We start from the raw sequence: 12,872 nt of genomic DNA on the forward strand, positions 1-12,872 counted from the left end.
TGCGTCGGCATCCTAGGCGGGTCTTGAAATCGCGCACGTGATCCGAAACCCGGATACATTTGAGCGTTCATCATCCGATAAAACCGGTTCTTCAGTAAGCTGTAGTGATAGCTTTGAGGACGGGCGTGATCTCATGGCGAGGATCACCCACAACAGCTCTTTCCCTCTTGGATCGGTGGGCAGGCGACGGTCCCATAAGAGCAGAAAACGCAGCAATCCCCGGGCAACGGCTTCAAAATGGTGCGGCAAGCAGCGCACTCGTAGAACCACTGGCACGCATCGGTAGGCATGGTTTCGACGGTTGAATGGCCGCACTCAGAACAAGTGATTTTGCTTTCTAGGGTCACATTCAGGTCATTCATATTGTCACTTTGGAGATACGAGACAGTCGTGAATACGGGCTTCGTAGAACACGATAATCTAGGTCAAGGCAGTTGGTATACTGGTTTCCGTAAGCGTATCCATTTAGATGCGCCAGTGTTTTCTTTATGTATTTCCAATACTCAAGCAATCAGCACCATGATAAAGACTATGGCGAGCAGGTAGGAATTCGCTGCCGCAATCTTTCCGAACACAACCAGCCAACCTCTGCCCTGGCCGATGATCTAAACGGCAATAGGCGACCTGCAGTGAGAAGGACGCACAAGTGCAAACAGGCCCATTGCGCCAATCAAGGTGCAGCTTGAGCCCGTGGCGCTTGCTCCCATTCGTGCTGCTATGCATCCCCTAGTAGCTGAGGGTTGATATGAAAAATGTTCGCATAACCGCGGTTGGTGGAGCATCAAGGCATGGCGGCGCACCGATAGAGACAATCTGCTACTACAAAAGAATTCTGTCATGCCGCCTAACTCAATTTCTCTATTGCTCGGCGCCTTACCCAATCGGCGAATAAGTTGGCCATTGGTTGAGCATCAGAGTTTACCTCAAGCCGGTAGCCCCGGTTGGAGCGGACAGACTGTGTTCCTACGTGAACGAGCCGCCCTTGTTCGAAGAACTTGTCAACAAACGGTAAAAATCCGATCGCAACCCCCCGCCCAAATGCTGCAGCTTCGAGAACGATGTGTGGTTCTTCCAGTACTTCACCGCGTTCAGCATACTCCGCTGGAGCGCCTGTAGCAGAAAGCCAGTGGCGCCATGCGGTGCGATCACGGTAGTGAATTGGTGGTAGCTTACCTTCCCAGAAATTCTCACCGACGTTCAGACCGGGTGCTGCAACAGGGACAGCTTTGGTGTTGAAAAGCAGAGTTGTTCCGGTTGCTGGATCGTCCAGTTGATCCCAGATGATCGAAACATCTGCCAAACGCGCATCCGGCCGCCCGATCACATGGATCAAATCCACTCGCAATCCGGGATGCTGGGCCTCGAACGCGCCGATCCTCGGCAGCAGCCACTGCGATGACAGATAAGGTCCAACCGAAACGCGCAGCACCTCATGGGTTGTCAATTTACCAGTGATTTCATTGATTTCATTCCAGATCACTGCGCTAGCACGCGCCAGCTCGGCGCCATCCTGCGTGAGTCTGACTTCTCGCACGCGGCGCTCGAACAACCGTTTTCCAACGGCGTTTTCAAGCGCTGTGATGCGGTGACTAACAGCCGAGGGTGTCACGTTCAGGATTTGGGCCGCGCGGGAAAAGCTCAGGCTTTCGGCGGCATAATGAAAATAGACTAAGGCACCCAGATAAGAGGGGTCTTTGGGATCGGCCAGCATGTGGATTCCATAAGTGAGCTAAGCTCAACCTTCCTGTGTTGATTTCGAATTTGTCAAACAAAATCGAAGTGGCCCTTATTGCAGACAGGAAACCCACAGGGAACAGACCAATGCCAACCGCCCGCCACAGCATTCGCTCCGCCGCCACCAAAAAAGGCCATTTGATCGTAAACTGGGAAGACGGCCACGAAAGCCGGTTTCATCCCATCTGGTTGCGGCATCAATGTTGGTGCCCGGACTGCGGCACTCCGGAGACCGGTGTGCGCGGCATCCGCTTGCATCACATCGATGAAGGAATCCGTATCGAGAGTGCCAGGGTGGAAGGCGATACTGTCCGCGTCATCTGGCCGGACGGACACCGGTCCGAATATGCGGCTCGCTGGCTGCGTAATCACTGTTACTCGGACACCGAACGCAGCCGCAGGCGTGTGCGGCCTGTTCTTTGGGACAGATCGATCAACGCGAATATTCCGGTCGGATCGTTGGTTGAAGCCGAGGGTGATCCGGCAGCCCGATTGAAAATCCTGGAAACGGTGCGGGACTACGGTTTCTGCAAGATCGTTGAAGCGCCCACTGACAAGGCGCAAAGCCAGCGGATGATTCAACTGGTCGGAGCGCAGCGTCAGACACACTATGGCACCTATACGCTGAAAAAGAAAGAGACAGTGACCAATGTTGGCGACACTACCGGTCCGTTGGATCCGCATGTGGACGAACCGTACCGCTATGCCGCGATTGGCATCACCGTGTTTCAGGTTCTGCGACCCAGTTCGAACGGAGGTGCTTCGACGCTGGTTGACGGGTTCGAAGCCGTCCGGCGCCTGAAGGAGAAGTGGCCCGAGGACTTTGATCTGCTCTGCAACATGCGGGTGACGTGCCAGCGCTTTGACCCCGGTGACAACAGCCATGGCAACATGCGCTGGTACAAATCTCGTTTGCCGATCATTCAGCGGGATGATCAGGGTGAGGTTTGCGGTGTACGGATGAACGAGCGGCAGATCTCTCCGCTGGACGTGCCCGCGGATCAGGTGGCACCGGCGTACCGCGCTTTGAAGAAGCTATTTGACCTGCTGTATAGTGACGATCTGCGCCTGACACTGGATCTGAAAGCGGGCGAAGGACTGCTGTTCGACAATCAGCGGCTGTTGCACGGTCGAACCGGGTTCACGCCTGAAACGCCGCCGCGTGCAGTCCTGACATCATCGGTCGATCTGGATGACTTTCATTCCAGCCTGCGTCTGCTTCAGCGTGATTTGGACCCCGATGCCATGCATATGGTGCTGCAGCAGGGGATGGCGGGATGAATGGCCCATTCAAGGTGCTCGCTCTTGGCGGTGATCACATTGGCCCCGAGGTCGTCGCCAGCGGGCTGGAGGTATTGCGTGAGGTTGCCAATCAGTTCGGCGTGTCGGTCGAGATCGAGGAAGACCTTCTTGGCGGTGCGTCCTGGGACGCACATGGCACGTTCTGCACGGATGCGGTCGTTGACAAGGCGCGGGCCGCGGACGCTATTCTGGTCGGCGCAGTGGGTGGGCCGGAATGGGACGACATCAGGATCGAGGGACCGATTACGGAAACCGACGGCCTGACCCGCCTTCGGATCGAATTGGACGTGTACAACGCCCTGCGTCCTGCGCGTGCCTGGTCGGCGCTCTTGCCGCAGACACCGTATCGGCCAGAGGTCGTGGAGGGGGCTGATCTGCTGGTTGTTCGGGAAAATTCAGGCGGCATCTACTATGGTGAACCTCGCGGGCGCGAGGTGCTGAATGACGGCCAAGTCCGCGCTTTTGAGATCAGTGAGTACCGCACGGCCGAGATTGAACGCATCGCCCGCTGTGCCTTTGAGGCAGCGCGCGGACGGCGAGGGTATGTGACCTCTCTGGACAAGTCCAACGTAATGGAGAGTGGCAAGCTCTGGCGTGAAACGGTGGCGCGGATCGGGCACGACGAATATCCCGATATCGAGCTCAACCATTTGTTGATGGACTACGCACTCTTTGCTGTGGCGCGCGCGCCTCGGGACTTTGACATACTGCTGGCCGACAATCTGTTCGGGGATCTCATCTCGGATCTGATCGCTGTGGTTTCCGGATCGCTGGGGATGCCGCCTTCTGCGACGCTTCCTGCCGCTGCTAGGGCTGGACACCCGGTCAAGGGAGGGCTCTACGAGCCGACCCATGGCAGCGCGCCGGATATCTCCGGACGTGGGATCGCTAACCCGATTGGCGCCATCCTTTCAGTGGCGATGATGTTTGAGCACGGCTTTGGGCATCTCCGTGCAGCGCGCGCTATAGAGCGAGCCGTTGATAACGTTTTGAATGCGGGGCAGCTGCCGCCGGACTTGGGTGGGGTGGCCGACACGGCCGCTGTTACGCAATCGGTTTTGAGTAGTTTGAGGTCTAACATATAATGATCGGAACGGTCCGATTGGTCGTCATTACCAGCCAGCGACAGACTGATCCCGTCCAATCAGAGTAGATTGTACCATGAATTGCAGTTTGCTAACTTCATGCACGCGCTGGGGAGGGCGTGCATACCATAATGTTGGACTATTCGCATAACGCGTGGCTCGTGGCGGCCTCATTGGCCGTGGCGCTGATGGCTGGGTTTACTGGCCTCTATCTGACACATGGCGCATCCAAACTTGATAACCAAAAGCGAAAGTTCGTTGTTGCGCTTGCAGCCGTCATTCTGGGCGGGGGCATCTGGTCGATGCATTTTGTTGCAATGCTGGGATTGCAGCTTCCGATCCTGTTTTACTACGACGCGTTGGTTACCCTGATTTCAGCTTTGGTTGCCATTCTGATGGTTGGTTTGGCGCTGTTGCTATTACATTTCCGTCCCAGAACCATGCCAACCATTGTGGGGGCCGGCGTTATCGTCGGATTGGGCATCGTGGTAATGCACTATGTCGGAATGGCTGGGATGGAGCTTTGTCGACCGGTCTACAATGCGCTCGATGTGGTAATTGCGACTCTCGCCTCTGTAGTGCTGTCCGTGCTTGCAATCTGGGTTGCTTATGACAACCGGACACAGCGCAATATTCTGCTTGGAACCGTCTGTTTTGGTTTGGCCGTGTTTACTATGCATTTTGTGGCGACCGGTCTGACTGATTTTGTTGCCAGTGATAACGCCAGTGGGGCCGGACCTGCGCTGAACAACCAGGTTCTGGCCATGGGCGTTACCATTGCAGTTTTCCTGATCTGCGGGGCGTTTCTTCTGACAGGCGTTACCTTCCTTGGATTTGAGACAGAGGTAGCAGCACAACCTGATACTTCTGAGCCGGAACCCAACGCGCCAGTTCAGATGCGTGCGGGTGTCCCATTCGAGCGAGAAGGGCAAACGTTCTTTAGTGAATCCGGCAAGATCGCGGCCATCCGCGCTGAGGGGCACTATACCGTTCTTTACATCGGGTCCGAGAAGCTGTTCTGCCCCTGGTCGATTACCGAAGCCGAAAGTCGCCTGAAACCGGATGGTTTCCTGCGGGCGCATCGGAGTTATCTGGTAAACCCGAAACATGTGACAGGTTTCGAGCGACACAAGGATAACGGCACCTGCTATTTCGACGGAGTCGACGCGTTGACAAAGGTTCCGGTCAGCCGATCCCGTCTAACGGATGTCCGAGAGGCACTGGGTCTCTGATCGCAACTCGTGCAGCTTATTCGCAACTCGTGAAACAAGCGACGCGCCCCGTTTCCGCCTGCTGGAACGGCTGATCCCGTCGTCTTTTTCTTACCCTAGGTCCCCCAAGGCATTTCGTCCGGACCCAGGGAGGAAAAACATGATACCAGCCGGTTTTGAGTATCACCGGCCAGGCGACATCGCCTCGGCCATAGGCATTCTACAGGAACATGGAGATGAAGCGCGCGTGATCGCGGGCGGGCACAGCCTGATCCCGATGATGAAGCTGCGCATGGCCGAGATGGGCCATCTGGTTGATCTGCAGGCCATTGAGGAACTCAAAGGCATCGAGGTCGGCTCTGATACCGTGACGCTTGGCGCGATGGTGACCCAGCACGAACTGATCACCCATGACGGTCTGGCTTCGGCCATTCCATTGCTCCGCGAGGCGGCTCTGCAGATCGCTGACCCTCAGGTCCGCTATGTGGGCACTGTCGGAGGCAATGTCGCAAACGGTGATCCGGGTAATGACATGCCGGGCCTGATGCAGTGCCTGAACGCCACGTTTGAATTGTCTGGCCCTGACGGCTCGCGCAGTGTTGCGGCTCGGGAATTCTATGAGGCCGCTTACTTCACTGCGCGCGAGGATGAGGAAATCCTGACGCGGATTTCGATCCCCGTGCCGGGCGCCGGGGTAGGTCAGGCCTACGAAAAGCAGAAACGAAAGATCGGCGATTACGCGACAGCTGCTGCTGCGGTGATGGTTGGCAACGGTCAGGCCTCGGTCGCGATGACCAACCTTGCGGACACGCCCGTCTGGTCCGAAAGCGCAAGCAATGCGCTGGCCGACGGAGACGTCAGCGGCTGCGTCGCCGCGATGCTCGAAGCAATCGACCCGGTCGCCGACAACCGCGGGCCGGTCGAGTTCAAGAAACATGTGGCCGCCGTGATGCTGCGCCGCGCCATCGACCGTGCGCAAAGCCGCGCGGGTTGAGGGGAGGAAATCATGTCGAAAATGCACGTAAAACTAACAGTAAACGGCAAACAGGTCGAAGGTCTGGCCGAGCCGCGCACGCTGTTAATCCACTTCCTGCGGGAAGATCTGAAAATCACCGGCCCCCACATCGGGTGTGAAACCAGTCATTGCGGCGCCTGCACCGTGGATATCGACGGTAAGTCCGTCAAATCCTGCACGACATTCGTGGCGCAGGTGAACGGTGCCGATGTCACCACTGTCGAAGGCCTGACCAATGACGACGGCAGCCTTGGAGTGTTGCAAGAGATGTTCCGCGAACATCACGGGTTGCAATGCGGCTTCTGCACGCCGGGCATGATTACGCGCGCGCACCGCCTGCTGCAGGAAAACCCGAACCCGACCGAAGAGGAAATCCGTTTTGGCATGTCGGGTAACCTCTGCCGATGCACCGGATACCAGAACATCGTCAAGGCGATCTCGGCCTCGGCTGACATGCTGAACGCTCAGAAGGAGGCCGCGGAATGAACGACCAGACTCTGACCCCCGAAGAACGCGCCGCCAACCTCAAAGGCATGGGTTGCGCCCGTAAACGCGTCGAGGATGTGCGCTTTACCCAAGGCAAGGGCAACTATGTCGATGACATCAAGCTGGACGGCATGCTGTTCGGCGCATTTGTCCGGTCGCCATATGCTCACGCGCGCGTTGTCAGTGTGAACAAGGACGCTGCGCTGGCCGTGCCCGGTGTAGTTGCTGTGCTGACCGCCGAGGATCTGGCACCGCTGGGTCTGCATTGGATGCCGACGCTGGCTGGTGACAAGCAAATGGTGCTGGCTGATGGCAAGGTTCTGTTCCAGGGCCAGGAAGTTGCCTATGTCGTCGCCGAAAACCGATACATCGCTGCGGATGCAGCAGAGCTGGTCGAGGTTGACTACGAAGAACTGCCGGTTCTGACCGACCCGTTTGAGGCGTTGAAGTCCGACGTTGTCCTGCGTGAAGACCTTGCGGGTCAAACCGAGGGCGCCCATGGCCCGCGCAAGCATCACAACCACATCTTCACCTGGGAACAGGGCGACAAAGATGCGACTGAGGCCGTTCTTGGTGAAGCCGATGTCGTGGCCGAAGAGATGGTCTATTACCATCGGACCCACCCATGCCCGCTGGAGACATGCGGCTGTGTTGCCTCGATGGATAAGGTGACCGGCAAACTGACGCTTTATGGCACCTTCCAGGCCCCGCACGCGATCCGAACCGTTGTGTCGCTGATCTCTGGTCTCGCCGAGCACAATATCCGGGTGATCAGTCCTGATATCGGTGGCGGCTTCGGTAACAAAGTTGGTGCTTATGCGGGCTATGTTTGCTCGGTTGTCGCCTCTATTGTCACCGGCCAACCGGTGAAATGGGTCGAGAACCGGATGGAAAACCTTATGTCCACCGCCTTTGCCCGGGACTACTGGATGCAGGGCAAGATTGCTGCGACCAAAGATGGCAAGATCACTGGTCTCTGGTGCCATACCACAGCAGATCATGGTGGATTTGACGCCTGTGCCGACCCGACCAAGTTCCCGGCTGGTTTCATGAACATTTGCACGGGGTCATATGACATCCCAACTGCTTATCTGGCTGTGGATGGGGTTTATACCAACAAGGCACCGGGCGGTGTCGCTTATCGTTGCTCATTCCGGGTGACCGAGGCTGCCTATTTCATCGAACGGATGATTGAGGTTCTGGCGATCAAGCTGAACATGGACGCGGCCGAGCTGCGGCGGATCAACTTCATCAAGGCCGATCAGTTCCCATATCAATCGGCGCTAGGCTGGGAGTATGACTCGGGAGACTATCACACTGCTTGGGACAAAGCGCTAAAGGCCGTCGACTATGACGGCCTGCGGGCGGAACAGGCGCAGCGGATCGAGGATTTCAAGGCTGGCAAAACCCGCAAACTGCTGGGCATCGGCCTAACGCATTTCACAGAAATCGTTGGGGCCGGACCGGTAAAGAACTGCGATATCCTCGGTCTGGGTATGTTCGACTCCTGCGAAATCCGCATCCACCCGACCGGCTCCGCCATCGCGCGGCTGGGGACGATCAGCCAGGGTCAGGGCCATGCCACGACCTTTGCCCAGATTATCGCCAGTGAGATTGGCCTGCCTGCCGATGATATAACGCTGGAGGAGGGCGACACCGATACCGCGCCTTATGGGCTAGGTACGTACGGGTCTCGGTCAACGCCCGTGGCCGGTGCGGCAACAGCAATGGCTGCACGCAAAATTCGCGCCAAGGCGCAGATGATTGCCGCCTACCTGCTTGAGGTCCATGATGATGATGTCGAGTGGGACGTGGATCGCTTCGCCGTCAAAGGCGCGCCCGAACGGTTCAAGACCATGAAGGAAATCGCCTTTGCCGCCTACAATCAAGCCATTCCGGGTCTTGAGCCAGGTCTTGAGGCTGTCAGCTATTATGACCCGCCGAATATGACTTACCCTTTCGGGGCCTATATTTGTGTCATGGAGATTGATGTGGATACCGGCGAATGGGACGTCCGGCAGTTCTACGCGCTGGACGACTGTGGAACCCGGATCAACCCGATGATCATCGAAGGGCAGGTCCATGGTGGCGTGACCGAGGCGCTGGCCATCGCGATGGGTCAGGAAATTGCCTATGATGAAATGGGTAACGTCAAGACCGGTACTCTGATGGACTTCTTCCTGCCCACGGCATGGGAGACGCCCAACTACACCACTGATCATACGGTGACGCCATCTCCGCATCACCCGATCGGTGCCAAGGGCGTGGGCGAGAGCCCGAATGTCGGCGGAGTGCCCGCGTTCTCGAACGCGGTGCATGATGCATTCCGCCCATTTGGCCTTGTTCAGAGCCACATGCCGCATGACCATTGGCGTATCTGGAAGATCGCCAACGGTTTGGGAATGCACGGCTAACAGGAAAGGCCGCCGCGCTGGAATACGGCGCGGCGGCAATCCGGGAGAATGGCATGAGCTTGCAGGACATACAGCAAGGCCTCGCCGAGGTAGGCTATGTTGCCGATGACCGTTTGGCGATGGCACTGCATCTGGCGCAGACGCTTGGGCGTCCGCTGCTGCTGGAAGGGCCGGCAGGGGTCGGCAAAACCGAGGTCGCCAAGGCGTTGGCCGCACAGCGCGCCGCGCGGTTGATCCGGTTGCAGTGCTACGAAGGGTTGGATGCCAGCCACGCGATTTACGAGTGGAACTACCAGCGCCAGTTGCTGGCCATCCGTGCAAGCGAGGCGCAGGGCGGCACCAGCGAAGCGCAGTTGTTCACCGATGACTATCTACTGAAGCGACCATTGTTGGAAGCAATCAGCGAAGAAGAACCGTCTGTTCTGCTGATCGATGAAATCGACCGGGCAGATGAGGAGTTTGAGGCATATCTACTGGAGATTCTGTCTGACTTTCAGATCACCATTCCGGAACTCGGCACCATTAAGGCGCGTTCGCGGCCCATCGTGATCCTGACGGCGAATGGGACACGCGACCTGTCCGACGCGCTGCGGCGTCGGTGCCTGTACAGTTTCCTCGACTACCCGTCGCGTGAAACGGAAATGGCAATCCTGAAAGCCCGTATGCCCGAAGTCGAAGGGCTGTTGGCGCGCCAGATTATTGGTGTCGTGCAGTCGCTACGAAAGGAAGATCTGGAGAAAACTCCCGGCATCGCCGAGATGCTGGACTGGGCGGCGGCCCTTTCGGGGCTGGGTGTCAACGACATGGCGCAATCCCGTGACGAGGTTCAGGCCACGCTTGTCTGCCTTCTGAAAACCGCAGCCGACTATGATGCTGCCCCGCCCGAAGTGATGGATCGCCTGATAGGAAAGGTGGCGTAATGCAGGTCACCCGGTTCCCCGCTCGCGCGTCCGGTTTGTCGGATCGCATGTCCGGCTTCATCGCGCACCTGCGCATGAACGGAATGCGCGTCGGGCCTGCTGAAACCGGGGACGCATTGGCCGCGCTGGCGGCGGTTGAAGCGACAGATGTCAGACAGGCCCAGCAGGCGCTTTGTGTTTTGCTGGCAAGTGACGCTGACGATTGGCGGCGGTTCGATGACCTGTTCGAAGCCTATTGGTACAATTCAGGGAAGCAACGCACGGGAACCGCCCAAACCGCGCATGTGCGAGTTCAATCCGCCAAGCCGATGATCTGGCAGCAAGAGAGCCAGGATTCTCAGGAATCCGAGACTAGCACGGATCAGGCCGCCGCACCTGATACCGGCGATGGGGAGGCCGTGGGGAGAGACGGGAAGCTGATTGCAACCCGTACGGCCAACCTGTCGCGCCGGGATTTGCGCGAGTTGATGGATGAAGACGCGCTGCGTCAGGCCGAACAAGCCGCAACCGCCATCGCACGCGCTATTCGCGACCGGCGCTCGCGCAGGCGCAAACAGGCGCTGCGAGGACCTGCTTTGGATATGCGTCGCATACAGCGGGCCAGCCTTGCGCGGGGCGGAGAACCAATGGACCTGTACCGCCGCGCCCGTCCGCCGCGCCCGATGCGGATCGTGGCACTGTGCGATGTCAGTGGATCGATGACGGTCTATTCGCGGGTTTTTCTGGCCTTCCTCAAGGGTCTGATCGGCAGTGGAACAGAGGCGGATGCCTATCTCTTCCATACCCGCCTAATGCGCGTCACGGATGCGCTCCGCGACCACGATTCTCTGCGTGCGGCTGGGCGGCTTTCTCTAATGGCCGAGGGATTTGGCGGCGGCACGGACATTTCGGGCAGTCTTGAGCAATTTCTGAGCGGATATGGAGCGCGTGCTCTGAATGGGCGGACCATCGTACTGATCTTGTCAGACGGGTATTGCAGTTCCGACCCGCAGGCCTTGGGAGATGTTTTGTCCCGGATACGACGAAAAGCGCGACGGATCGTTTGGCTGAACCCGCTGAAAGGCTGGCGCGACTATCAACCCATCGCGGCCGCGATGCAGGCGGCTGAGCCTTATTTAGACGCGCACCTGCCCGCCAATACGCTGGCAGCGTTGGCGGCGTTGGAAACCGAATTCCGAAAACTGTGAAAGGACATGGCCATGGCAGGTTTCGATATTTTCGACACGATTGAGGAGTTACGCAGCAAAGGTGACGCCTTCTGTGTGGCAACGGTCCTTCGTACAGCCGATGCCACCTCGGCCAAAGCTGGCGGTAAGGCTGCAATCACGCGAGATGGACGGATTTTGGGTCATCTGGGCGGAGCATGCGTACAGCGCGCCGTTCGAGCATCTGCACAAGAAGCATTTGCGAGTGGAACTCCGAAAATGATCCGCGTGAAACCCTCGGACAAGGTGGTGGCGATGGCAGATTCCGATGGTGTTCAGACTTTCAAAAGCGGGTGCCCGTCAGGTGGCACAGTCGATTTGTTGATCGAGCCATATCAACACGCGCCGCGCCTGATTATTTTTGGTGAATCTCCGATAGCCCATGCTCTCGCGTCTCATGCAGTGCTGACCGGATTGCGAGTTTGTTTGCCCGAGGGTTCTGAAAGTTCGCTGGATTTTGCCAGCTTTGATCCTGACGATGTAACCGCATTGGGCGTCGAACCGCGCGATTTCGTTGTTGTCGCATCGCAAGGGCAGGGGGATGGTGCTGCTTTGAAAGCTGCTTTGGAAACTCCGGCGCGCCGGGTGTCCATGGTTGCAAGCCGCCGTAAGGCTCAGGTGTTGTGCGATAGACTGGTCGCTCAGGGGTTGGACCCAGAAAAAACCAAACGGCTCAAATCACCGGCAGGTCTCGATATTCGCGCCATCGATCCGCATGAGATCGCGCTGTCGATCCTTGCAGAAATTATCCTCTGGCGAAATTCAGACAAATCCGAGGAGACTTCGCATGATGAAAAAATGGCGTGATTGGTTGCGCGCCTTCAGGGCTACGCAACCCAAAATGACCCCGGAAGAAGCGACCGAAGCTGCGCTTCGCGTTTATCCCAGATGTTGTTGAGAGAAGGACCCTCAGATGGAACTAAATGACGAAATCCGCATCGCTGCTCCGCGAGATGTCGTGTATCGCGCGTTGAACGATCCGGATGTGTTGCGGGAGTGCATCCCTGGTTGTGAGGAATTGATACAGCATTCTCCCGAGCATCTTGAGGCCAAGGTCGTATTGAAAATCGGCCCCGTCAAAGCACGCTTCAGCGGGGAAGTGACATTGGATAACTCCAAAGCGCCAGATGAGTTTTCTCTGACTGGTGAAGGTAAAGGAGGTGCAGCGGGTTTTGCCAAAGGCGGTGCTGATGTTTCTCTCTCTCCGGATGGGGAAGAAACTGTGCTGTCTTACACAGCGAAGGTCGAAATCGGCGGAAAAATTGCACAGCTGGGAAGTCGGTTGATTGCGGGTACGGCGAAGAAGCTCTCAGCCAAGTTTTTCGACAGTTTTGGTGAAATAGTCGCCGAGCAATTTGCTGACTAGAATAGCTTGCCTTGCATTGTCTTGGACCATCGGCACATCGTCGTATTGCGTCATGTTTGTATGGCGCGGTTTTGGATCTTGGATAGAAAAAGGCCCGCCGGATGGCGGGCCTTTGCAGATCAATCCGGATGTCC

12 protein-coding genes are annotated in these 12,872 nt (G+C 57.5%); 10 read left to right on the plus strand and 2 right to left on the minus strand.

What is annotated here, in order from left to right:
* Positions 1–143 precede the first annotated feature (143 nt).
* Entirely contained in the window at positions 144–362 is a 219-nt protein-coding gene (locus tag ACR0IO_RS15930; protein ID WP_244328095.1) for a GDCCVxC domain-containing (seleno)protein, read from the minus strand.
* Between the two features lie 482 nt (positions 363–844).
* Positions 845–1,711: a LysR family transcriptional regulator gene (locus tag ACR0IO_RS15935; RefSeq protein ID WP_480742575.1), complete on the minus strand. Its 867-nt coding sequence runs from the start codon at positions 1,709–1,711 to the stop codon at positions 845–847.
* 110 nt (positions 1,712–1,821) lie between these two features.
* Between ACR0IO_RS15935 and ACR0IO_RS15940 the strand changes: the two genes are divergently transcribed.
* The 10 genes from ACR0IO_RS15940 (at position 1,822) to ACR0IO_RS15985 (ending at position 12,738) form a co-directional block, all read left to right on the plus strand.
* Complete coding sequence (locus ACR0IO_RS15940) at positions 1,822–3,015, plus strand: TauD/TfdA family dioxygenase (protein WP_480742576.1); 1,194 nt, start codon at positions 1,822–1,824, stop codon at positions 3,013–3,015.
* Entirely contained in the window at positions 3,012–4,121 is a 1,110-nt protein-coding gene (gene leuB / locus ACR0IO_RS15945; protein WP_480742577.1) for a 3-isopropylmalate dehydrogenase, read from the plus strand. The genes ACR0IO_RS15940 and leuB overlap by 4 nt, the downstream gene beginning before the upstream one ends.
* 131 nt (positions 4,122–4,252) lie before the next feature.
* Positions 4,253–5,353, plus strand: a complete 1,101-nt coding sequence (locus ACR0IO_RS15950) for an MHYT domain-containing protein (RefSeq protein ID WP_480742578.1) — start codon at positions 4,253–4,255, stop codon at positions 5,351–5,353.
* A 139-nt stretch (positions 5,354–5,492) separates the two neighbouring features.
* The gene (locus ACR0IO_RS15955) at positions 5,493–6,326 is read left to right on the plus strand and encodes an FAD binding domain-containing protein (protein ID WP_480742579.1); all 834 of its coding nucleotides are present in this window, start codon (positions 5,493–5,495) and stop codon (positions 6,324–6,326) included.
* Between the two features lie 12 nt (positions 6,327–6,338).
* On the plus strand, positions 6,339–6,833 hold the full coding sequence (locus tag ACR0IO_RS15960) for a (2Fe-2S)-binding protein (protein ID WP_480742580.1): 495 nt from the start codon (positions 6,339–6,341) through the stop codon (positions 6,831–6,833).
* Complete coding sequence (locus ACR0IO_RS15965) at positions 6,830–9,247, plus strand: aerobic carbon-monoxide dehydrogenase large subunit (RefSeq protein WP_480742581.1); 2,418 nt, start codon at positions 6,830–6,832, stop codon at positions 9,245–9,247. Before ACR0IO_RS15960 ends, ACR0IO_RS15965 begins: the two co-directional genes overlap by 4 nt.
* Before the next feature lie 53 nt (positions 9,248–9,300).
* Positions 9,301–10,167, plus strand: coding sequence for an AAA family ATPase (locus ACR0IO_RS15970; RefSeq protein ID WP_480742582.1), 867 nt, complete (start codon positions 9,301–9,303; stop codon positions 10,165–10,167).
* Positions 10,167–11,354, plus strand: a complete 1,188-nt coding sequence (locus tag ACR0IO_RS15975) for a vWA domain-containing protein (protein WP_480742583.1) — start codon at positions 10,167–10,169, stop codon at positions 11,352–11,354. Before ACR0IO_RS15970 ends, ACR0IO_RS15975 begins: the two co-directional genes overlap by 1 nt.
* A gap of 12 nt (positions 11,355–11,366) precedes the next feature.
* Positions 11,367–12,179, plus strand: a complete 813-nt coding sequence (locus tag ACR0IO_RS15980) for an XdhC family protein (RefSeq protein WP_480742584.1) — start codon at positions 11,367–11,369, stop codon at positions 12,177–12,179.
* A 106-nt stretch (positions 12,180–12,285) separates the two neighbouring features.
* Positions 12,286–12,738, plus strand: a complete 453-nt coding sequence (locus ACR0IO_RS15985) for an SRPBCC family protein (RefSeq protein ID WP_480742585.1) — start codon at positions 12,286–12,288, stop codon at positions 12,736–12,738.
* The last annotated feature ends 134 nt before the right edge of the window (positions 12,739–12,872 follow it).

The sequence above is a fragment of the Ruegeria sp. CE12 genome (assembly GCF_056537525.1).